This is a genomic window from Aestuariibaculum scopimerae (assembly GCF_059428085.1).
Genome location: NZ_CM182089.1, coordinates 495,919 through 518,987 on the forward strand (window position 1 = coordinate 495,919; position 23,069 = coordinate 518,987).

Sequence of the window (23,069 nt, forward strand, 5' to 3'; positions counted from 1 at the left end):
AAATCCGTAGGATTTTCCGAGTAGGTTAGAAACAAGCAATTATTTTTACATGGTGTTATGCAGTTGTTTTTAATCCTATTTTATTTTCAACAAAATCAATTGCGTTTTTAAATTCAGCGTTTCCAATTTCTTCTTCTCCAAGGATATACGATGCATTATTTCCGATATCCAAATCAAGAAAAAGATTTTTGTCAATAATCCGATAACTCTTAAAAGCAATCCATTTTATTTTCGCGTCATATTTATAGTATTTGAATATTAAATGATCTTCGTTAAATTCCCAAATACTATTTTCATTTGATGCTTTTATTCCTTCTATTTCCGATTCTATTAAGTTATAATATCGCTTTTTACTTCGTTTGTAAAACGAATAATACCTATATCCATTAATCACATAGTGAAGTCCGATAGCAATGAAGATAAGTCCGATATAATCTTGACCATAGACTATTAATACACCAAGTAATGTAATCGGAATACTCCAATAAAGATTTTTTTTATTTTTTTTCAGATTTTCATTCCAAGTCGTGTCAAAATTCAAGGTCATTTGCTTCCTATAAATTTTCTCATCAAAAGGTATTTCAAATCTCATTTCGATGTTTTTTTAACTTGTGCATAACAATTGAATAAACACACCAGTGTGTTTATTTTTACTATATATACACTCAAATATACATAAATTACAAATACTTATAAGTCTGGAGGATTTTTTGTCAAACTGAAGTTGTTTTTTGAAACATAGGTATGTATTTTGGTAATGTTGCAGCTTTTGGTAGGTGGGTTTAAAACTGTGGTTAAGGATGTGAATTTGGGTGGTGGTTACTGGTGTTGTAAAACGTATTTAAAATTTATTTAATCCTCTATCAATGAAATCTAAAAAATCAGATACACTTTTAGTGTATTGAAATTCTTCTAAAATCTTGCCCTCAGAGTTTAATATCACAAAAAAGGGTTGCATGTTGGTGTTAAATTTTGCTACTTGAAGCTCAGAGTTTTTTTGTCCGATAGTTTTAATAATTTTTCCGTTAACTTTTGATTTTACCCAATCTGATTCAGGGAGATTACTTCTATCATCGACATATAAACTTGTGAAGATAAATTCGTTTTTTAATACATCAAAGACTGATTGAATATTGAATATATTATTTTCCATTTTTCTACAATTAACGCAAGCATATCCAGTAAAATACAACAAAATAGGTTTTTTATTTTCACTACTTAATTTTAGCAAATCATTAAAATCTACATTTCCAGGGTTTTTAAAAAATTCCATTAGTTCATCAGAAGATACTGAGTTTTCTTTTTCTACAGTTTTGCTAAAACTTATAAAAGCATCTTTGTAAGAACTATAAGATTCAGAGTTCTTTTTTAAAAAAGTATAAAATTCAGAAATATATTCTTTAGGTATTTCTAATTGTTGGAACAGTGACTTATCTTCATCCCAACTCTCTATATTCACAGGTCTTTTTTCTAGCTCTTTTGATACTTTAGTAATATTTCTAATTTTTAAATAGTTTTCATTTTTTTTAAAGTCAAGAATCTTATCAAAAAAAAGACTATAGGTGAGTTCAGAATCCTTATCCTTTTCAGAAACGATTTCCATTAAAAATGAGGCTGGAATTGGTCCAGTCGAGAAGATATCAACATCTAACGAGTCTATTCCGCAATCTACCAGCTTTAAAAGATTTGTCCGAAATTGCTCAATATTTTTTAAGTCTTCGAAATCAGTATTAATTTTTTTGGATAGTATTGAATCACAATCTTTTTTGGATTGAGCATTTGAGATGAAACTCAAAAGCAGAAAAAATAATAATATCTTTCTCATATGTGTGGTAACAATTGAATAAACACACCTGTGTGTTTATTTTTACTATATATACACTCAAATATACATAAATTACAAATGCTTACGCGTTTAGAGGATTTTTTGTCAAAATGAAATTGTTTTTTGGAATATGGGTGGTTGTCTTGGTTGTGTTGTAGCTTTTGGTAGCTGGAGTTAAACCTGTGGTTTTGGGTGATTGTTACTGGTGTTGTGCAACGTGTTTTTTTATTCGTAGTATTCTATTTCTCTTTCCCAAACCATACCCAATTCTCCATTCGAACTTCTTCTTTTTGAAATCCAATTTCCATTTTTGTCATAGACATATTCGAAAGATGTTTGGTGTGTTTGCTCGTCTTGTTCATTAAACCAATTTTGAACAGATAAATTATCCATTTCATCATACTCGGACACAAATTTCGTAAAACTTCCATCAGGATTGAATTTAAATTGTAAATTCTCTTTTCCGCTTTTATCGTAAGAGTATGTTCTTCTATCTTTTAAACTACCATCAGGTTTATATCTGAACTGTTCAATTTTTTTGTTGTCAAAATTGTATTTGTAAACATATTTCCAACCATTTTCACTTCCTGGTCTTTTGAGTAACATCTCAATGTTATTTCCGTTTTCGTCATATGTATTCGATTGGATATTAGTCAGATTGTTATCCGAATCATAAGTTTTAACCTCAATCATATTATCATTAGAGTCGTACTCATAAATCAAATAGCTTTTTAATTCATTCGATGAATTTTTCTTCATAACTTTTTGAGCAACTCCTTTTTCATTTCTCTCATAAATTATTTTTTGGTATAGAGAACCATCCCTTTCGTATTGTCCGCTTTCTATCACTTTTTCATTTTTGTCAAAAATCATATATGAACTAATGTCTTTGTCAAAAAGATTTTCACGATTTTTTAATTCACCATTCTCGGGTTTATATATGACTTCTTTAACCATTTTCATTTTTGGTCTAAAAGTGTCAGAAGATGATTGAGCGATAAGATTGGTTCCTGAATTTATAATCAGAAATCCAATTAGTAATAGGTATTTCATTGGTTTGTTCATATGCTGCAAAACGTTTATGTGTATGGAAAGTTGCATGTTTGTATCCGAGGATTTTACTTCGCCAGTTCGCTTTGCTCGTGTCCGAAGGAAAATCAGGGTAACCAAAAGTACACTAACCCTTGATTAAGCAATAAATTTAGCATTATTTTTATATTTTGTTAGTGTAAGCTTCCCCAGATTAGAACTGTTTAATTGTCTAAAATTTCTATAAAGTTATTGTTTTCAATTGTAATGGGGTTAACCCCATTACAATTGATTTCTGCATATTTTTTTGGGGACAATTTTCCAAGCGCATCGTGAGGTCTGTTATAGTTATAATCATGTATCCAAATCTGAGTTTGTTCACGAACCTGTTCTAGAGTCTCAAAAATATATCTATTTAGAACACCTCTTCTATAAGAACCGTTAAAGCGTTCTATAAAAGCATTTTGGGTTGGCTTTCCCGGTTGGATATATTGAAAATCTATACCATACATCTTGCTCCAAACCGAAGTAATATTTGCTATGAATTCAGGGCCATTATCCATACGTATTTTTTTAGGCTTTCCTTTCCTGTTTACCAAATGATTTAAAACCCATACTATACGGTTACTTGTTAAGGAAAAATCTATCTCTATGTGCAGTGCCTCCCTGTTATAATCATCAATTATATTAAATGCTCTAAATCGTCTTTTGTTTTCCAGTACGTCTGTTACAAAATCCATACTCCAAGTATGATTAAGTGTATTGGGGACTTCTAAAGGCTCTTTAACACGGGTGGGCAGACGCTTTTTGGCTTTGCGTCTTAACGGTAAGCCTATGGACTGGTAAACACGATGAACGCGTTTGTGGTTCCAGGGCTTCCCTTCTGCCTTTAAGCGGTCAAAGGCTTTCCAGAAACCTTCTTCTGGGTGTGCCTCTGCTTTTATAAGCAATGCCTGCTCAATCTCTGTGTCATCTTTATTTATCGCATTATAATAATAGACACTTTTACTCATATTTAAAACACGGCACGCCCTACTAATACCGTAATGAATAAGTTCTTTGGCTATTACTCTTTTACGGTAGGGCCTTAAAGCTTTTTTTCGATGATCTCCTTGGCCATTTGATGGTCCAAGGCCAGATTGGCATACATCTGTTTGAGCTTGCGGTTTTCTTCCTCCAGTTCTTTGATGCGCTTTAGTTCTTTGCCGTTCATCCCGGCATAGCGCTCACGCCATTTATAGAAGGCAGATGAACTAACCCCATATTCCCGGGTAATCTGTTCAACACTTTTCCCGTTATCAAACTCTTTTAAAATCTTTGCAATTTGTTGCGGACTGAATTTGCTTTTTCTCATAATTACTGCTTAAAGTTAAAACTATTTTTCTACTTCTAAACAGTTCGATTTTTGGGGAAGCTTACACTTATGCAGTATCCCGTGTCGGTTTCTTTTGTTGATTGTGTTGTTGTCTTGCTGGTTTTGTTAGTTGATGTTTTAATTCCAAGTTGTTTGGATAATTCGTCAACTTCATCAGAGTGTGTGTATTTTTTTGTTAAGCCTAAATTAGTTTTTTCATATTGAGGTGTTTTTTTAAATAGAGTTTCACTATTATTGATAACTTGGTCAAAGTAATCGAAGGCTTCTTTGTCTATAGAATCTCCTAGAAGATTTCCTGTCAATGCACCAACAAGTGTCGCTTTTGTTAATATACCAAATTCTATATTATTGTTTTGAGAAAAGTCGTAAAGATTCATTGAGCTTAATAAAGCTGATGATTCATTAGCATAATATTTTGCATGAAGTCTTGGTTCATATTTAATTTCGATGTTTGGAAAATCTTTTAAGAAGTCAAATTCCTCTTTGCTGAAGCTCTTTGAAATGTTACCTTCATTTTTTCCAAAAACGACAGTTATTTTGAGTTTATGCTTTTCTTTTTTAGATTTTAATGCGTCAATAAATCTTGAATGAAGTTTTATAAATGGGGAAACAATAACTATTTGTTCTTCCGCTTTCTCAAAAATTTTTTCAAGTTCCGCATTAAGTTGATTTCCTTTTACAAATTCTGCCATGCTTTTGTTCTTTCATTCTAATGTTTGCCAACTCTTTATATGTTCACTAAAATTATCATTTATCTTCAAACTTACTGGATAAAAGACATTTAGTTTTTAGAGTTACAGCCATGTTAAAAGTAAGAATATATCTTAAAAAAAGAGTTTTTTTAAAACTTTTTGTTAATAATGACATCTTAATTCGTGTAACGTCTACGACGTATAGAGCCAAAACGCTTACAAATATGCTACAATACTTGATGCCCTACGGGCAAGGTTGGGTGGTTGGATTTCTAGATTATTCGATGGTTGGATTATTCGATGGCTGGATGGTTAGATTTTTAGAGGTGGGAGGTGTTTTGGTGGCTTCTGCTTTTTTTGTTTTGGGGCTTGGTGTTAGGCTTTTGGCAGCTAACTGGTGTTGGTGAATTGAGGTTATGTTTTGTTGGTGTATCGTTTTTTATTTATAAAATTCTCTTTCATTTATTTTAATTGTGGTTAATTCAACTGTGTGTCCATCTGGGTCTTTCGTGTAAATTGAATCAAAGTAGTGATGGTCTTGAATATCAAAATCTAAGTTCAATTCGGTATATTGCTTTTTTGCTTTTTCGAAGTTTTCCTTTGTCACATTAAAAGCGAAATGGTCAATTTTTACATTTTTAGAAGTTGGGTCAAGTTTAGTATCCGTTGCATTTGCAGGAAACAATGCGATTCCTGATTTTCCAGAAAGTAAAAAGATTGGAAAGTCTCCCCATTCAGGTAATTTATATCGTTTCAGTCCCAACACTTTTTCATACCATACAGCAGAAACTTCCATATCGGCAACTCGAATAGCTACGTGATCTAAAAAATTAATTTCTATTTTATCCTCTTTATCTGCCATTTTTCAAAATGTTGCACAACGGTTTGTGCATGATTAGCTGCGTGTTTAAGCACCTAATTTAGCAAATAAACGCCAGATAGAAAACTCGCGAGGATTTTCGTAAAGTAGACTATAACTAGCCATTAATTATACACGGCTTAGGCGAACGTATTATTTCTTTTCGAGTAAAGTAGTAATACTGTGGATTTTTAGTTTACCTTACAGACGAGGATGCAACATTTGTTGTTATATCAGAGTAATTGTTTCTGAATTGCCCGAAATGACATCAATAGCCATCCTATAAGGATAATTTTATCCAAATTAACAAAAAGAAACAATTATGAAAATTGCAAAAGACGATATTGAAGTTAAAATGGAGATTCCTGGAGCTGTTATTCGTCAGAAAACCGATTTTGGAGACGCTACCGGATTAGGAAAAATTAGCGGAGAGTATTTTAGCCTCTCTGCAGGAGTGGACACAACACCTTTGTTTATGGGGCTTGAAGATAATTTGTGTCAGTGCCCTCACTGGGGATTTCTCTTGAGCGGCCAACTTACTACCACTGATGCTAACGGCATCGAAGAAATTGTAAACGGTAAAGATTTGTTTTACTGGCCCGCAGGACACAATGTAAAAGTCAATGCAGATGCGGAGATTGTTATGTTCAGTCCTCAGCACGAGCACTCCCATGTAATCAATCATATGATTGAGATGACTAAGGCTTAAAACCGAGAACAAAAACTTATTTTTTTAAAACCGCTTAGTAACAATTGCGTGTTAATGCGTGTAACGTCTACGGCGTAAAGGGTGTGGGAAGCCTTTATTTGATATGCTATGATAGTTGGTGCGCTATGGGTAAAGTTGATGGTTGGATTGTTTGATTATTAGACCTTTAGATAATTGACTAACTAGGAATGATGTTTTTGCGGTATTTAGAAGTGTTATTTGTAGTGGTGCTATTTATCAACGGTTTACATATAGTTTGTGGCGGTATTGAAGCACTTTCCTATCTACCGAAACCAAAGAGTTAGCTAAGAAGCAAAAAACCTTGCTGGCATCCGTTATGCCGCCATAAGCTATATGCTTTGTTAGCGATTCGGGTTTATTTTTCATCTCAACTAAAATATTCGATAAAGTACCTACTCTTAAACATCGATAGTAAAATTAAAGTGTAAACCACCAATTCAGTCGTCATAGCAATGTATTTTGTCGAGCTTGTCATAAATCCAAAGGTTTCTATCACACAAATTGTGAATAGCATGGTATATGCTGCAAGCATAAATTCAGGTGTGCCACTCCATTTGGAGAAATACCCAACCAAAAATCCAATTGAGGTGATAATTACTGAACCCCAATGAATTGGTAACAGCCAAGTAGGAAAGTCCAAATTTGTGTATGGTGTCCACGGGACTTTGAAAGATGTCATCTCAACTATTCCACCTGTCGACCATAGAAGCAGAAAAATGTGAATGACTACTAAAATGTATCCTAAATATTGCATTTTGTCTATTTTTTATTTTCACCTGACCGCTAAATCGTTATATGTTCACTAAAATCCTCATTTATATTCCAATTTACCGGATAAAAGACATTGGGTTTTTAAAGTTACAGCCAAGCTAAAAATAAGAATATATATTAAACAAAAGAAGCTTTTTTTAAAACCGTTTGTTGATTTGTCAATTAGATGATTCGATGATTCGATTTCTAGATTATTTAGACATAACGCTAGGCACTTTGTAGAAAACTAATTCCATTTAGATGTGGGTCTTTTGAATGGCTCTAACAAAAACTTTTCGACAATGGCGTTAAAATATGCTGGATTTGAACCGGGCGTATAATGCGTTTCCCCGGGCATGATGCATAATTGTGCATGCGGTAAATTTTCAAAAATTTCTACGGCATGTTCATTTCTTATAATATCTTTATCACCATTCACTACTAACACAGCCGCTTTTACTTTCTTTAATTCTGAATGACTGATGTTGGGTTGGTACAATAACAATTGCTCTAGTTGTTTGTCTAGGTTCCAATCTTCTGATGTATCTCCCAGTGCTATCATTCTCTTTGCTTTTTCCAGATCTACTTTTACACTTTTTGGGGCCCAACTGTTTACTGCCAGGGTGTCTGGCCTTAGGTTTGCTCCCATGGTTACAATTTTCTTAATTTTTGTATGGTTATTAATGCCCATTTTAAGACCAATGATACCGCCATCACTCCACCCGACAATATTTATGGAATCTAACTTTAAATGGTGCACCAATCCTTCCCAATCTTTAGCCATCTGGTTATAGGTTAAGGAATCCGTTTTTAATTCTGATTTTCCTTGTCCGCGACTATCTGCTACTATGATTCTGAATTTATCCTTAAAATAATCAATTTGATTTTCCATGGACTTTATATTGGCACCACATCCGTGTATTAGTAGTAAGGGCTCGCCTGTTCCATATGCTTCATAATAGATTTTTGCGCCATTTATTTCCACGTACTTTCCAACATCCGGATTATCACCATAAGGAATATCAAATTTAGATTTTTTAGTCTGTTGAGCGTCTGCATACCCACATAGTAATACGCATGTAAGCATTGTTATTATTTTAATCATGATTAAATGGCTATATGTTTTGTGCAACATTGAAATGCGACTTTTGTTATCTTCTGGTATTGTGTTAAATATTGCGACCAACTTACCCCACGGTGAACCATACCACTAAAACTCTGGCAAAAAAGCACAGTATTCCGGGTAACAGGCTTGGTCATTTTTTCAATTTAATTTTTCATTTACAAATTCTGGTGTACCCTTTTCGAACACATGTAACAGTTCGGGAATAAAATCTTTCCACTTCGGGTATTGGTCCCGATTGTTTTCAAATTCGATGATCTTTTGCTCCAATTCCGGGAGAAAGACAAAATGTTCTAAATTGGTATGATAGTGCCTTAAATGATTGGCTCTTGCTTCGTCATTTTGAATCTCTGCGATCCTAATCTCTCCTAATCTCACAAAACTTTCAAGGACATGTACATACCAGCTTTGAATACCTTTGGATTTCATGACGTTTTTTAATTGGTCGGTGAACAGATAGGAAGTCCCTTCTATTTGTTTTTGGTAAAGTTCTAATTCTGAATCAACGAATGAATGTCCAAACTCATGAACCGTTAGAACCCTTGCTCTTGGCTGATAGTCAAAGCCAAATTGATTGTATTCCCGGTTTGACGCATTAACTGGTACTTGAACATACGGACTCATTATTTCATAAACGATTTTTTTATCTCCTTTTTTAACGGTTGCTGACACCCCTCGGCCTTCGTTATCTTCTATGGGCCAAGCCATCATGGGACTTACCAAAACTACGTATTGTGCTCTTTGATCGCCATAGTAGGTTTCCATGGCGTCTGTAAATCCTTTGGGGATGTGCGTTTGTACCTCGTTGATAGCTCCTTCGTAAAAAGTTGCATTTTTGGTAAAGAAATCGTGGATGTTTTCGGTTTGATAGAACCTGTAAAGCGACTGTAAATAATTGGAAATGATTTGCTCCAGTACCTCTTTTTGGCTGTTTGGCAACAGGATTTGCGGGAGCTTAATATTTGAAGGCTGTTGTAAAAGGTCAAATTCCGGCTGTTCTAATAACACTTGCATCATAACATAATTGCCAACACCAAAACTTACTAACGTATCATTAAGCTTAGCTGTTTCTATGGCGATGCTGCTTTGAGTTAGGGTTTTTAAATCAGTTATAGCTTTTGCTACTATAGGCTGGTAGGTTTTACAGGTTTTTAATTTGTATTCCTCCCATTGTTTATTGGTCTTTCTATGGCTAACGGAGAGCATCTCAGCCAGAAAATAGGTTTCTATGTTTTTGCTATAGTTTACACTAAACTTATTGGGCGTTGTCTTTGTTGATTGACAAGAAAGCAATAATGTTAAAACACTTAAAACTAGTAGTCTTTGCATGTGGTATGGTTGTTAGCAATGGGATTAGCAATAAACTTTACAAGTCTATTTTAAACTTCCAGTACTTTTGAAATCAAACCTTTATATTCCTGAACGTTTGTCTTGTATTTATACTGTACCCGAATCCACAAGATAATCCCTGTTGCTAAAATGAGCGCGCCAACCAAATAAGCCATATTGTTATTGCTTTTTTCTGAGAGTATCGTAATTAACACAGCCAACCCCGCCATGATATTTGCAGCTATAACCAATACCCATAAAAAATGCTGATTAAAAGAGATGGTTACGTTTGCCTCGTTTTTGGTTTCTGCTTTTGATAGTTTTCCGTTAACGACAACACTATTGAGAAAGAATAAATACCACGGGTATAGAATTCTTTTGCGTAGTTTAAATGTTACTGCACTGTTTGTATCCCGTTTTATATTAAATACAAACCCGTTAAGGGACCCAAGGCCGGATTCTATTTGTTTACTAATTGCTTGCGGGTTTCGTCTTAATTTAACATTCCATGTTTGCATGTGCTTGTATTTATTTTTTTAAAAATAAGGATTTATTTTGTATATGTGTGGTTTTTTGAATCAGCTGGTTGTATTTACTAGAATAGTAAATAAGTATTATCGCTTCTGTTGAATGAGTGACGTTGCAAACTTCGCTTAGCAAGGTTGGCAATTAAAAAGTAAAAGCGGTTTATGTTAGTACCTAAACCGCTTTTACTTATAAACTATTTAATTGCTGTTGTTTTTAACTCAATGCCATTATCAACATGCTTAGACTCATTAAAATCATTAATCCGTCTTCAATAATGGTTACGGTACTCATGGGCAGATTAAAAACATCTCCTAAACAAGCGCATTGAATCGCTTTTTTATTTAATACGGTTTGTAAAACCCCCATAATACTTACCGACATAACCACCAAGGTTACGGTGTTTGTAATAACTGGATTAAAATTTAATAGGAACGCTATTCCTAATGCCAATTCTGTAAATGCATAAACATACCCCCAAGCAGGCCATTTACGAGCTACAATGTCGTACATCAAATAGCTTTCTTTAAAACCCTTTAGGTTTAACAATTTAAAGAATGAAAAGGTTAAAAAGAACCCTGCCATAAAATGCCGCATCCATCGCATGGGGTTTATATGTTCTGCTGTTAGTTCTACAAGGCCCGTAACGGCTAAAATGTAAAAAAAGATAAGCAAAACTGGTTTATATATGGCAAACCAGGATTTGGTTTGCTGTTCCGTTGCATGGTGCTGCAGTGTGGCGATTTGGTATTTCTCGTCTAATGCATTTTGTAAATTGGACAAGGGTATATGCTTGTTCATCGTAATGGTTGCGGTGCTATTCTCTTTTGAAACGTCCACAGCAGTGACGTTATTTACTGAAAGCAACGCCGTTTTTACTTTGGCTTCACAGCTTCCACAGGTCATGCCTGTTAATTGATAGGTATGTGTCATAACTTTTATTCGTTTTAGTATGACAAATTTAGGAAGTGGACGAAGCGATTTGTTTACTAAATCTTGGATTTGTTTTGTAAAATTTACAATGCTTCCAATGGCTTGCGTTTTATGGCTCCCAGTTTTTTGAAATGGCTCGGGGTAAGTCCGGTGACTTTTTTAAATTGATTACTTAAATAGGCTACACTGGAATAGTTTAATTGAAAGGCGATTTCGCTTAGTGTAAGTTCGTCATACACCAAGAGTTCTTTTACTTTTTCAATTTTTTGGAGGATGTAATACTTCTCAATAGTAATGCCTTCTACTTCTGAAAACAAGTTACTAAACGCGCTGTAGTCTTGATGTAGTTCTTGTGCTAAATAGTCGGAAAGCGTTACTTTTAGATTACTGTTTTTGTTTTGAACCAGATCGATAATCCGATTTTTTACTTTTTCAATCGTCCGGGTCTTTTTGTCGTCCAATAAATCAAACCCTAAAGACTGAAGCTCTTTTTTAAGCTGTTCTTTTACCAAAGAGATATCATGCTCCTGCAATTCAATTTCGCCCAATGCCACTTGAACAGGGTGAAGACCTAATTTTTCAAGAGTCATTTTCACCACCATTTTACAGCGGTTACATACCATATTTTTAATGTATATCTTCATGTGTTTTTAGCTTGCAGCAATGGTTAGCGTGTAAAATTACGGATTTTAACGCACCCAATTTATGGAAAACAAGTTACTTAATTAAAAGGGAAAGCTGTTACTGCCTTAACTATTAATACGCCGTTCAAATAATACTTTTCTAATTCCAAAGTCTGTATCCCATTGCTTGACTTCCTTAAAACCTATTTTTTTATATAATTCGGTCGCTGGTTTGTTATTGACTCCTGTTTCTACAACAAAAAGCTTAGAGCTAAAGTTATTAAAAACAAACTCCAGTAGTTTTCTTGCTATACCGCGCCTAAAAAACATTGGACTTACCACTAAACTATTTATATCTGTGCATGTACTGTTATTTTCAATCTCAATAACTCCAGCTAATTCATTATTTTCAAAATATCCAAAGAACAAATTATCGCTTTTTTGATAACTATCTAGGGGGCGCTTGAGTGGTGGAAAATCAGTTGCATTTAACAACTTGGCTTCGATAGCATATGACGATTGGAAAATAGAGTACATTTGTTTGGAAACCTCTATCTTACTGTTTTGAAGTTTTTCTATCATTATTTAAATTCTGAGTTTTTGTTTTAATTAAGTATAACTTGTTATACATTAATTATAGTTGTATGCCGCTATAAATGCTCTAGACAACAGAAACTTTTGACACAAATTAAATGATTATAATTAAAAGTAAAACTATTTCTCGAAAACGCTTGGCTTTCTTTGGCATAACATATTGGCTTATGGCACTTTACCTATTGGAATGCTAGTAATTGTTATTTAATCAATTTCAATGGTGCCTTCTGGAACATCGATGGCCTTATGCTTTTCTGGGTGGGCCGCTTGGCCTTTAAATGCTATAATTTTTAAATTGGAAACATCATGTGCCTTTATAGCATTTGTAAAATAATCTGGGAGATTATCTCCCCAGCTAATACTGGAATTATTAATGGTAACGTTGTCGCTAAACCGAATATGTATTCCCGGATTTTTAGCTGTTTCTATATCTGGGTAAGCTGTGGTAGGGCGGTTATCGAACAAACCGCCTTTATATTTGGTCCATCGGTTCATGGTAACATCTACATGATTAAATTGCACATTATTAATCCGGCTTTCTTTACTGCCACTTATACGCACACTGTTTTCTGCTACCCCTTTAACATTTTCTACAAGAATGTTGTAAAGTTTCCCCACTGCTTTGTTTGGATGGCGAGGAATGGCTGTAAAGGAAATGGCCTCACCACGCCCCCACCAAGGATTTGACTGATATCGGGAATTGAACGTAATGTCTTTAAATACAATATTGTATATGTTGCCTTCATCCCTTAATTGAATGCCCATGCCTCGTACACTGGTTTTAATATCTATACGTTCAAAAACAATATTATAAATATCTTGGGTGGTTTCTGTTCCTATTTTAACCCCAGAGTCTTGCGTTTCGATAACCCCGTCATGAACCCATATGTTGGCTGAAGGTCCATATACTTTTTCTTGATTACCCTGTTTTTCTGGTCCTGTGGTTTTTATTACGATGGCGTCGTCTCCACAGGTTATGTCAAAGTTTCGGATTTCCACATTTCTACAATGGTCTGGATCGATACCATCGCAGTTTGGTACATCTAAGTCGTTCTTTATTTTTATACCATCTATTAAAACGTTCTCGCAGGCTAACATATGAAGACTCCAGGAAGGCGCTTTAAACAGTGTAATGTCCCTAATTTCAAGATTGGTACACTTGGTAAGAATCAATAAACGAGGGCGCCATTGCTTTGGTATCCACCACTCATTTTCTGCTTCATAATGTGACATAAATGCTTTAGATCGGCCATTTATACGGCCTGTTCCTGATATTTTAAGGCTATCGGCTTGATAGGCAACGATGGCCGCCCCGCCTGAATAGTCTTTTTGGTTGTCACTTACAACCAACTGGGCATCGCCTTGCAGGTGAAAGTCAATTCCGCTTTTAAGCTCAAGCGTTCCAATTAAATAATGGTGGCCTTCGGGCACAAGTACCCTGGCGCCCTTACCTACTTTTGCTGCAGCATTAATAGCCTTTTGAATGGCATGGGTATCTAGGGTTTTACCATCACCAATGGCACCGTAGTCTATTACATTGTACACCTGTGCATTTACCTGAAATTCCATAAAAAGGCATGTAACAACCGCAATGGAAATTATTAAATTGGAAACTTTCATTTTTATACTTTAAGTTTAGTTTTAACCGTGCTTTTATTATCTCGCCTTTAGAGATTTAAGGATTAGGCTGGGTAAATAAACGCTTGTAATCTGTCCATTTGCGGTTCATAATATCGATCTTCTTCTTTAATTGGTCTGTAAGGTTGGGCGATAGCGTCATAATCGTTTCCTGTTCTGGGGTTGGTGCTGTATAGATTAGTGGTTCCTTTGTACTTAAAAGGAGTTCTCTAAGGTTGGCTGTATTTTCTATTTCATTACGGGCCAACCGTATCAATTCCTGTCTTTTCCAAGACCCACGAGCTCCCAGTACTGGGTTTGGCTCTGGCTTTTCGTCATCCTTTTTAGCCAAATCCAGTAAAGCCTGGTAGCCAACCATATTATCTGCCGATTTAATAAAACTTTCTGCTACAGCTAATCTTTTGTCTAATAATATCCAACGTTTCTTATGTACCTCATTAGCAGCGCCTTCTATTAAACGTGTGGTGGCCTTACGGGCCTTGTCTAAATCTGATAATGCCAACTCGGTAACACGTTGTACCAAAAGCCGTGCACCATAGCCCTGGTACATAAGCATGGCCTGTGTATCAATAAGGTTATTGGCTTGGGCTTCTCCTTTAGCCTGAAACAAATAAGGACGATAATGGCTTTTCTCTTCTTCCGTCAGTTCTTCTGGAAATGGAACCATTGGCCTGTTTACCCAACGGGCAAAAAGATTACCCATTTGGAGTATAGACCCAAAATTAAGACTGCTTAAATGTTCGGCCGAACCGTGTATGCCTTCCCATACCGTCATGAGGTCGTCTGCATGATTTTCTCCTGCAAGCTCACTTGCAAACGCCCTAAGAACAACCTTAATTTCTGTGGAATTTTTGGGAGATGTTTCTTTTAATTTTTGCTGTAACTTAAATTTAAAATCCAAGCCCGGTAATAGTGGAAATTTAGCGCCTAACGGTGCGCCCAACTTAGCATGCTCTAAGTCTGCCACTATGCCTTTTGCAATACCTATTGGGTTGGGCACACCAAGAATGGGTGGATCAAACTCATAACCATCGCTTGGCCTACGCCATTTTATACGTTCACCCGAATTTTTATAACCATCTAATGAGAAGCCATCAGGAAATCCTTCGGCAATGCGCTTTGGGTCTTCAAAAGTTGCAAGCATCCATTCTCTAGGGGGTATCCCGTACATGTTAAATTGTATATCTGCTCCTGCTGCCTTGGCCCCCTCACTTAATGCTTTCATAAATCCCTGCATACGATCCGCCATTGTACGATGCTCGCAGTGGGCAGGCCCGTTTATACCAGGGTATAATCCATGCGTCCAGCATAAGCCTGAACCAGAATCTGTAGTCACAACATCAAACACTTCTACCTCGGGAAGTGTTTCAAGTAAACGCTGCATAGCCTCCTTGTACATATCCAACACCTCTGGTTGGTCCACACAAGGGGCAAAACGCGCCGTACGGGAACGGTTTACTTGGTCTATTCTAGGGCCTCTCAACAAGGGATAGGCCTCAAAAAAAGCCTCAGGCATTACATGGGGCTCATTCATTCTATAATAGGCTTTGAGACCGTGACGCCGTAAAATTTCATTTCGGGCCTTAAACAAATCTATAATTTTCTTGGCGTATTCCATATCCACATAAGGCTGAAGCTTTTTTGGTGGAAATATCTTCAACAAAGATGGTCTAAAGACATACCATGTGGGATAGGGGTCGTTGGGCGTATCAAACTGCCATGTTGAAAGTGGAATATCATAAGTGATTTTAACATGTGTAAACCCAGCTTCTTTGGCCTGGATAGCATATGCTTCAAATTCCTCCAAGCTTAGGCTTTGTGCTCCTGTGGTTACTGGTTTAACTAAACTTGTGCCTATAACAAATAGTGTAATGACCAATTGTTTTGTTAATTTCTTCATTTATTCTTAGTTAGGGTTAAAACAAAAAGTTCCTATAAGCTGTAATAGTTACTGATTATTTATCGGGTATTTAACCAAATATATTCATTAGGTTAATTTTAAGCGTCCTGTACTATGGGGTGTGTAAATCTTAAGGTTTTTTACTAATCGTAGATATACCCAATAGGACGCTTTTGTGTTTGCTTAATGAAGAATAAACTATGTTCAAAAAATAAAGCGAAGTTATAACTTCGCTTAATAGAGCTTGTGTATCTTACTTTTATAAAATTAGAGGCTTGTGCAAAGGGTTGTATATTTACCTGTTTTTCTAAACAATCCTTACTTTAACTTTTTTGCAGCCCTTTAATAACAATAATACCAATTCTTGGTAAAATAAACGTAATAGCTCCGAAAAGTGCGGTTAAGAATGATACTTTTAGCCCACCGGCTATCATGCTACTACTAACATTACTTAAGGCACTTATGGCATCAAAAGCTTGGACCATACCAATAATAGACCCCAGAAGCCCCAGTACCAATCCTAAAATACTCATTTCGGATGCCAAACCTAACATCTTCCCGGATTTATCTGGATGGCCTTTTAAATGGTAAAAACTTAGGGACAAAAATACGAATGCCAATATAAAGCATATTAAAATAAGAGACATAAAAAAAGGACCGCCTTCGTTAAAGCGTTTTGATAGTTCTGTAAAAAGGTTGGGGTTCTGTAAAAGTGTAATTGCTATCATAATGTATAAATTTATTGTTTTTTTGTGAATAGTTTTATTCTTAATAGTAGTTAATTAAATACAACACAAACTTAAAGCTCATTTAAACCCAAAAAACAAAAATGCGACGGATAACCCATTTAACAACTTTTTTAACCAAATGTTAAAACACATACTAAAACCGTCGTCCGTCTACAAAACCAGTGTAGTCAATAAAAATGTATTAATATTGTATAACACCATGATTGTATGATAATAAAATACATTTTAAATAAAATAGGCCAACTGGCACTACACACACTTTTTTGGTGTGCTGTGCTCTTTTTTTACACCTATTTTTTTGGTTTTAACACGCATGATTTTAACTATGTACTTTCCTTTTCGTTGTTTTTAATGCCTATTACCATTGCAACTACATACGTATCCATTTATAAACTTATCCCAGATTATCTTATAACTAAGCGCTACTCGCTTTTTGTGCTGTACAGCTTTTACACCCTAATTATTTCAACTTATTTAATAGTCATTTCAGTTTTTTTCGGACTTGTATATCTTTCAAATTTTCAATATTCCAACATGGCGCCCATTAGTAAAAACTTAGTGTTTGTTGCCATTGCAGTGTATTTGGTTGTTATTATTGTAAGCGCTTTTAAATTGTTGAAACTGAATTTAAAGCATAGTGAAGAAACCAAAAAACTGGAAACAAAAATTTTAGAAACACAACTGAAGTTGAAAGAACAGGAACTGAATTATTTAAAAATGCAGATTCATCCACATTTTTTATTTAACACTCTAAATACCTTGTATGGATTTGCTTTGAAAAAGGCCAATGAGACCCCCGAAATGATTTTAAAGCTTTCAAATTTACTGGACTATTTATTATACCAAGCGGACAAACCTTTTGTTTTACTGAAGGAAGAGATAGACCATATTAATGATTATGTGGAACTAGAAAAAATGCGCTTTAATGATACACTGGACGTGCATTTTACAGTCAATAATATTTCTGAAAATTTAAAAATTGCTCCCATGCTTTTACTGCCTTTTGTAGAAAATGCTTTTAAACATGGAACCATAAAACATGGAAAGCTCAGCATTAAAACTGAGTTAAAATACGAAAACCCGATGCTTTGGTTTTATATTGAAAACACAGCTCCTAAAACAGAAATATTATCTAAAGGTATTGGCTTAGAAAATATAAAAAAGCGCTTGGACTTGTTATATTACAACAAGTATACTTTAACTATTGAAAACAAAAATGCTATATTTAAAATAGCATTAAAATTAAAGCTTGATTGATAAGTGACATTGGAAAATAACATATCCTGCATGATTGTGGATGATGAGTCTATAGCGAGAGACATTATAGAAACCCATCTGTCCAAAATACCAAACATTAGCGTTGTTGGTAGCTATAGCAGTGCTATTGACGCCTTAAACGGCTTAAGGGAGCATCCTACTGATTTGATTTTTTTGGATATCAATATGCCCGATATATCCGGGATTTCTTTTGCTAAATCCATCAATAAAAACATTAAAATCATCTTTACTACAGCTTATAGGGACTATGCTGTTGAAGGGTTTGAATTGCAAGCTGTGGATTATCTGTTAAAACCGATATCTTTTGATAGGCTATTAAAAGCCATAAATAATTATTTTGAAATTTACTCCCTAAGTAAAAGTATAGAGACAGAACAGATAGCTAGTAATGATTTTATGTTTGTGAGAGCAGACAGAAGAATGGTGAAAATAGATTTTGAGAATATAAGCTATGTTGAAAGCTATAGTGATTATATTAAAATACATTTACCTAATGAAGCTATTGTTACAAGGGAAACAATTAGTACCATTGAGGGTAAGCTACCAAGTAATAAGTTTTTAAGGATACACCGTTCATACATTGTAGCTTTGAAAAATATCGAATCGTTTACAAGCGAAGAAATTATTATTAACAACAAATCGTTATCAATAAGCCGAAGTTACAAAAAAGAGGTCTTGGGTATTTTAGATAAATTCTAGCTTCTATCATTAATTAACCCCTAAAACGCGAAAGCGCAGACTTTTAATCCGCGCCATCTTAAACTTTAACCCCTATATCAGGATTTGCTATTTAACTGTTACTTAACTTTAAATGCTTTTTCCTGAGGAAAATAAGCAACCTCTCCCAATTCTTCTTCTATACGAAGCAATTGGTTATATTTGGCCATGCGGTCGCTACGTGAAGCCGACCCTGTTTTAATTTGTCCCGTATTTAAGGCTACGGCTAAATCGGCTATCGTGTTATCTTCTGTTTCTCCAGAACGGTGCGACATTACCGAAGTATATCCAGCATTGTGGGCCATATTAACGGCCGCAATGGTTTCTGTTAACGTTCCTATTTGGTTTACTTTAATAAGTATGGAATTGGCAATACCGTTCTCAATACCTCTGGATAAACGCTCTACATTGGTTACAAATAAATCATCACCAACCAATTGTACTTTATCGCCAACCAATTCGGTTAGGTATTTCCAACCATCCCAATCGTTTTCATCCATACCGTCCTCAATAGAAATAATTGGGTATTTTGCAACCAATTCTGCTAAGTAATCGGCTTGTTCTTTACTGGTTCTTACTACACCTGTGTCGCCTTCAAATTTGGTGTAATCGTATTTGCCATCAACATAAAACTCGGCCGAAGCACAATCTAATGCTATTTTTACTTCATCACCAAACTTATAACCTGCATTTTCAACAGCCTTGGCTATGGTTTCTATGGCATCTTCTGTACCATCCAATGTAGGTGCAAAACCACCTTCATCTCCTACGGCTGTACTTAAGTTTCTATCGTGCAATACTTTTTTAAGATTATGGAAAATCTCTGTTCCCATTTGCATGGCATGTGTAAAGTTTTTGGCTTTTACTGGCATAACCATAAACTCTTGAAAGGCAATGGGCGCATCGCTATGTGATCCACCATTAATAATGTTCATCATGGGTACAGGCAAGGTGTTTGCCGATACACCACCTACGTAGCGGTATAGTGGCAGATTTAATTCGCCTGCTGCTGCTTTTGCCACTGCCAAGGAAACACCTAAAATAGCGTTGGCACCTAACTTTGATTTATTTTTTGTTCCATCTAGATCAATCATGATCTGATCGATTAAGTTCTGCTCAAAAACAGAAACACCCAATAATTCGGGAGCAATAATATTGTTTACATTCTCAACGGCCTTTAAAACCCCTTTCCCCATATATGCTTTACCTCCATCGCGTAATTCTACGGCTTCATGTTCTCCTGTTGAAGCACCTGAAGGTACTGCAGCTCTCCCTAATACATCATTCTCTGTAACAACATCTACTTCAACGGTAGGATTCCCTCTTGAATCTAGAATTTGTCTTGCATGGATATTAATTATTACACTCATAATTGATTGTTTTTACTTTTAATATTTCAAATTTACGGCTAAATCTTATTTATTTTAAGATGTTTTTAAAGAATTTGTTAAAATACTTTCTATAACGTTTTAGTTTATAAAACAGCCTCAAAAACACTATGTTTTTGAGGCTGTTCTGTTGGGATTATTTTTTGATACGCTCTATAAACTGATCAAACAAATAAGACGAGTCATGTGGCCCAGGGCTCGCTTCGGGGTGGTATTGTACCGAAAAGCAGTTTTTGTTTTTCATGGCCAATCCTGCTACGGTATGATCGTTTAAATGAACATGTGTGATTTCTAAATCGGGGTGCGCTTCGGCTTCTTCCCTATTCACGGCAAATCCGTGATTTTGCGAGGTTATTTCACCTTTTCCTGTTTTTATGTTCTTTACAGGGTGGTTAATACCTCGGTGGCCATTGTGCATTTTATAGGTAGATACACCATTGGCCAAGGCAATAACTTGATGACCTAAGCAAATACCAAATAATGGTAAGTCTCTTTTTATTATTTCTTTGGCTACGGCTTGAGCATCTAACAGCGGTTCTGGATCTCCAGGACCGTTAGATAGGAAATAACCATCTGGTTTAAAAGCTTCTAAATCTTCAAACTTGGCGTTGTACGGAAATACTTTTATATAAGCATCTCGCTTGGCTATATTACGAAGGATATTCTTTTTGATACCAATATCCAGCGCCGCCACTTTATAGGTAGCATTCTCATTACCAAAATAATACGGTTCTTTAGTAGATACCTTTGATGCCAATTCCAAGCCTTCCATGTTTGGAACTTCAGCCAATTGCTTTTTTAGTCCTTCAATGTTGTCCACATCAGTAGAAATAACGGCGTTCATGGCGCCATGATCTCTAATATAGCTTACTAAAGCCCTAGTATCTACATCTGAAATGGCCAAGAGGTTATTGTTATCTAAAAACTCTTGTAATGAACTATCGGCTGCATCTCTGGAATATTCATAGCTAAAATTTTTACAGATAAGCCCTGCTATTTTAACAGAATTGGATTCTACTTCTTCTGCATTGGTACCGTAGTTACCAATATGCGCGTTGGTAGTTACCATTAACTGTCCAAAATAAGAAGGATCTGTAAAGATTTCTTGGTATCCTGTCATTCCAGTATTAAAACATACTTCACCAAATGCAGTTCCTTGTTTACCTCCTACTGCTTTTCCGTAAAAAATAGTACCATCTGCTAGAAGAATGATGGCTTTTTGTCGTTTTTGATATTTCATTTGTTGTTTAAAGTTTTGCAAAATTGCATAAAAAAAAGGATAAACTAAAATAGTTTATCCTTTATATGTTAAACGTTTATCAACATTTATTCTTCCTCTTCGTTCGTTGCTTTCGTTTCAGCAGCAGGAGCTGCAGCTGGTTTAGAACTACCACCTCTTCTACTTCTACGGGTTGATTTTTTAGCAGGTTTACCAGCATTGTAAAGTTCGTTGTAATCTACCAACTCTATCATAGCCATATCTGCATTATCTCCTAAACGATTACCAAGCTTAATAATTCTTGTGTAACCTCCTGGACGATCGGCAACTTTAGCCGCTACTTCTCTAAACAACTCTGTTACGGCTTCTTTTTGTCTTAAACGAGACATTACGATACGCCTGTTGTGCGTTGTATCTTCTTTAGACTTTGTTATCATGGGCTCAACAAATTGCTTTAATGCTTTTGCTTTTGCAACTGTTGTGTTGATACGCTTGTGCTCTATTAAAGAACAGGCCATATTAGCTAACATAGACTTTCTATGTGCTGCTTTTCTGCCTAAGTGATTTATTTTTTTTCCGTGTCTCATGACATTTTTGTTTTCATCATCTTGCTACGATACCTACTATAAGGGAGCAAACTATGATGGGTTAATATTAATTTACGATTTTAGAATTACGACTTACGATTTTAGATTTGAACAATTGTCAATCCAAAATCGTAAATCATCAATCTTTAGTCTTTATCTAATTTATATTTGCTTAAGTCCATTCCGAAATTTAAGCCTTTAACGTTTACTAGCTCTTCTAGCTCTGTTAAGGACTTTTTACCAAAGTTTCTGAACTTCATTAAATCATTTTTATTAAAAGACACTAAGTCTCCTAAAGTATCTACTTCTGCAGCTTTTAAACAGTTAAGCGCACGAACGGATAAATCCATATCGATTAGCTTAGTTTTAAGTAACTGTCTCATATGTAACGACTCTTCGTCATATGTTTCAGTTTGTGCTATTTCATCAGCTTCTAATGTAATACGCTCATCAGAGAATAACATGAAGTGGTGAATTAATGTTTTGGCCGCCTCGGTTAAAGCATCTTGTGGCGTAATAGAACCATCTGTAATGATTTCGAAAACTAATTTTTCGTAATCTGTTTTTTGTTCTACACGATAGTTTTCAATGCTATACTTAACATTTTTTATTGGTGTATAGATAGAATCCGTAAAAATAGTACCTATAGGTGCAGCAGCTTTTTTGTTTTCTTCTGCAGGCACATAACCTCTACCCTTTTCAATGGTAATTTCCATATTTAGGTTTACTTTAGGATCTAAGTTACAGATTACTAATTCTGTATTTAATACTTGGAATCCAGAAATGAACTTTTGGAAATCGCCAGCGGTGATTTGCTCCTGTCCTGAAATTGAAATAGATACAGATTCGTTGTCTATATCATCAATTTGTCTCTTAAAACGTGCTTGTTTTAAGTTTAAGATGATTTCTGTAACATCTTCAACTACACCAGCAATTGCTGAAAACTCATGATCTACACCTTCAATTCTAACTGATGTGATGGCAAATCCTTCTAATGAAGAAAGTAAAACTCTTCTTAGTGCGTTACCTACTGTTAATCCATAACCAGGTTCTAAAGGGCGAAATTCGAATTTGCCTTCAAAATCTGTTGAATCAATCATGATTACTTTGTCGGGCTTTTGAAAATTAAATACTGCCATACTTTTGTTCTTCGTTTTAATTGTTATTTAGTTGCGCGGTTTATAAGTTTGAAGAAATACAAATAAA

Annotated in this window: 23 protein-coding genes; 4 read left to right on the forward strand and 19 right to left on the reverse strand. The window is 35.2% G+C overall.

The features are described 5' to 3' along the window. Positions 1-55 precede the first annotated feature (55 nt). From AC5SR4_RS02325 to AC5SR4_RS02345, 5 genes are all read right to left on the reverse strand, one after another. On the reverse strand, positions 56-592 hold the full coding sequence (locus AC5SR4_RS02325; RefSeq protein ID WP_495357928.1) for a hypothetical protein: 537 nt from the start codon (positions 590-592) through the stop codon (positions 56-58). A 249-nt stretch (positions 593-841) separates the two neighbouring features. Further along, a complete protein-coding gene (locus AC5SR4_RS02330) occupies positions 842-1,825 on the reverse strand; it encodes a thioredoxin fold domain-containing protein (protein ID WP_495357929.1) in 984 nt (327 codons plus the stop codon). Positions 1,826-2,050: 225 nt separating this feature from the next. Further along, positions 2,051-2,878 carry a hypothetical protein gene (locus AC5SR4_RS02335; RefSeq protein ID WP_495357930.1) on the reverse strand — a complete coding sequence of 276 codons (828 nt, stop codon included), beginning with the start codon at positions 2,876-2,878 and terminating at the stop codon, positions 2,051-2,053. Between the two features lie 200 nt (positions 2,879-3,078). Further along, positions 3,079-4,208, reverse strand: a protein-coding gene (locus AC5SR4_RS02340; protein WP_495357931.1) for an IS3 family transposase whose coding sequence is annotated in 2 segments (ribosomal slippage) — positions 3,079-3,947 and positions 3,947-4,208 — 1,131 coding nt in all. Because the reading frame shifts where the segments join, the coding sequence is not laid out codon by codon here. 35 nt (positions 4,209-4,243) lie between these two features. Then, positions 4,244-4,921 (reverse strand): phospholipase D family protein, encoded by a 678-nt coding sequence (locus AC5SR4_RS02345; RefSeq protein WP_495357932.1) that lies wholly within the window; start codon positions 4,919-4,921, stop codon positions 4,244-4,246. Positions 4,922-5,145: 224 nt separating this feature from the next. Between AC5SR4_RS02345 and AC5SR4_RS02350 the strand changes: the two genes are divergently transcribed. Then, a complete protein-coding gene (locus tag AC5SR4_RS02350; protein ID WP_495357933.1) occupies positions 5,146-5,328 on the forward strand; it encodes a hypothetical protein in 183 nt (60 codons plus the stop codon). 32 nt (positions 5,329-5,360) lie between these two features. On the opposite strand, the gene AC5SR4_RS02355 is transcribed toward AC5SR4_RS02350, so the two are convergent. Further along, positions 5,361-5,783 carry a VOC family protein gene (locus AC5SR4_RS02355; protein WP_495357934.1) on the reverse strand — a complete coding sequence of 141 codons (423 nt, stop codon included), beginning with the start codon at positions 5,781-5,783 and terminating at the stop codon, positions 5,361-5,363. A gap of 319 nt (positions 5,784-6,102) precedes the next feature. Between AC5SR4_RS02355 and AC5SR4_RS02360 the strand changes: the two genes are divergently transcribed. Further along, positions 6,103-6,489 carry a cupin domain-containing protein gene (locus AC5SR4_RS02360; protein ID WP_495357935.1) on the forward strand — a complete coding sequence of 129 codons (387 nt, stop codon included), beginning with the start codon at positions 6,103-6,105 and terminating at the stop codon, positions 6,487-6,489. 1,018 nt (positions 6,490-7,507) lie between these two features. Here the strand turns inward: AC5SR4_RS02360 and AC5SR4_RS02365 are convergent. The 9 genes from AC5SR4_RS02365 to AC5SR4_RS02405 form a co-directional block, all read right to left on the reverse strand. Beyond that, positions 7,508-8,347: an alpha/beta fold hydrolase gene (locus tag AC5SR4_RS02365; RefSeq protein ID WP_495357936.1), complete on the reverse strand. Its 840-nt coding sequence runs from the start codon at positions 8,345-8,347 to the stop codon at positions 7,508-7,510. 177 nt (positions 8,348-8,524) lie between these two features. Further along, a complete protein-coding gene (locus tag AC5SR4_RS02370) occupies positions 8,525-9,712 on the reverse strand; it encodes a DUF4932 domain-containing protein (RefSeq protein WP_495357937.1) in 1,188 nt (395 codons plus the stop codon). Between the two features lie 50 nt (positions 9,713-9,762). After that, on the reverse strand, positions 9,763-10,230 hold the full coding sequence (locus AC5SR4_RS02375) for a DUF423 domain-containing protein (protein WP_495357938.1): 468 nt from the start codon (positions 10,228-10,230) through the stop codon (positions 9,763-9,765). 223 nt (positions 10,231-10,453) lie between these two features. Then, positions 10,454-11,170, reverse strand: coding sequence for a heavy-metal-associated domain-containing protein (locus AC5SR4_RS02380; protein ID WP_495357939.1), 717 nt, complete (start codon positions 11,168-11,170; stop codon positions 10,454-10,456). A gap of 83 nt (positions 11,171-11,253) precedes the next feature. Then, complete coding sequence (locus AC5SR4_RS02385; RefSeq protein WP_495357940.1) at positions 11,254-11,814, reverse strand: helix-turn-helix domain-containing protein; 561 nt, start codon at positions 11,812-11,814, stop codon at positions 11,254-11,256. A 105-nt stretch (positions 11,815-11,919) separates the two neighbouring features. Beyond that, positions 11,920-12,375 carry a GNAT family N-acetyltransferase gene (locus AC5SR4_RS02390; protein WP_495357941.1) on the reverse strand — a complete coding sequence of 152 codons (456 nt, stop codon included), beginning with the start codon at positions 12,373-12,375 and terminating at the stop codon, positions 11,920-11,922. Between the two features lie 216 nt (positions 12,376-12,591). Beyond that, the gene (locus tag AC5SR4_RS02395) at positions 12,592-14,007 is read right to left on the reverse strand and encodes a glycoside hydrolase family 28 protein (protein ID WP_495357942.1); all 1,416 of its coding nucleotides are present in this window, start codon (positions 14,005-14,007) and stop codon (positions 12,592-12,594) included. Between the two features lie 55 nt (positions 14,008-14,062). Further along, the gene (locus tag AC5SR4_RS02400; protein ID WP_495357943.1) at positions 14,063-15,925 is read right to left on the reverse strand and encodes a hypothetical protein; all 1,863 of its coding nucleotides are present in this window, start codon (positions 15,923-15,925) and stop codon (positions 14,063-14,065) included. Positions 15,926-16,248: 323 nt separating this feature from the next. Further along, positions 16,249-16,653 carry a MotA/TolQ/ExbB proton channel family protein gene (locus tag AC5SR4_RS02405; RefSeq protein WP_495357944.1) on the reverse strand — a complete coding sequence of 135 codons (405 nt, stop codon included), beginning with the start codon at positions 16,651-16,653 and terminating at the stop codon, positions 16,249-16,251. A 228-nt stretch (positions 16,654-16,881) separates the two neighbouring features. On the opposite strand from AC5SR4_RS02405, the gene AC5SR4_RS02410 reads away from it, so the two are divergent. Both AC5SR4_RS02410 and AC5SR4_RS02415 read left to right on the forward strand, forming a co-directional pair. Further along, entirely contained in the window at positions 16,882-17,931 is a 1,050-nt protein-coding gene (locus AC5SR4_RS02410; protein ID WP_495357945.1) for a sensor histidine kinase, read from the forward strand. A 3-nt stretch (positions 17,932-17,934) separates the two neighbouring features. Then, positions 17,935-18,651, forward strand: coding sequence for a LytR/AlgR family response regulator transcription factor (locus AC5SR4_RS02415; protein WP_495357946.1), 717 nt, complete (start codon positions 17,935-17,937; stop codon positions 18,649-18,651). A gap of 98 nt (positions 18,652-18,749) precedes the next feature. On the opposite strand, the gene eno is transcribed toward AC5SR4_RS02415, so the two are convergent. The 4 genes from eno to AC5SR4_RS02435 form a co-directional block, all read right to left on the reverse strand. Continuing rightward, the gene (eno, locus tag AC5SR4_RS02420) at positions 18,750-20,039 is read right to left on the reverse strand and encodes a phosphopyruvate hydratase (RefSeq protein WP_495357947.1); all 1,290 of its coding nucleotides are present in this window, start codon (positions 20,037-20,039) and stop codon (positions 18,750-18,752) included. A gap of 154 nt (positions 20,040-20,193) precedes the next feature. Next, positions 20,194-21,297: a glutamine-hydrolyzing carbamoyl-phosphate synthase small subunit gene (gene carA, locus AC5SR4_RS02425; protein ID WP_495357948.1), complete on the reverse strand. Its 1,104-nt coding sequence runs from the start codon at positions 21,295-21,297 to the stop codon at positions 20,194-20,196. Positions 21,298-21,383: 86 nt separating this feature from the next. Beyond that, positions 21,384-21,863 carry a 50S ribosomal protein L17 gene (gene rplQ, locus AC5SR4_RS02430; protein ID WP_495357949.1) on the reverse strand — a complete coding sequence of 160 codons (480 nt, stop codon included), beginning with the start codon at positions 21,861-21,863 and terminating at the stop codon, positions 21,384-21,386. A 146-nt stretch (positions 21,864-22,009) separates the two neighbouring features. After that, positions 22,010-23,002 carry a DNA-directed RNA polymerase subunit alpha gene (locus tag AC5SR4_RS02435; RefSeq protein WP_495357950.1) on the reverse strand — a complete coding sequence of 331 codons (993 nt, stop codon included), beginning with the start codon at positions 23,000-23,002 and terminating at the stop codon, positions 22,010-22,012. Positions 23,003-23,069 lie beyond the last annotated feature (67 nt).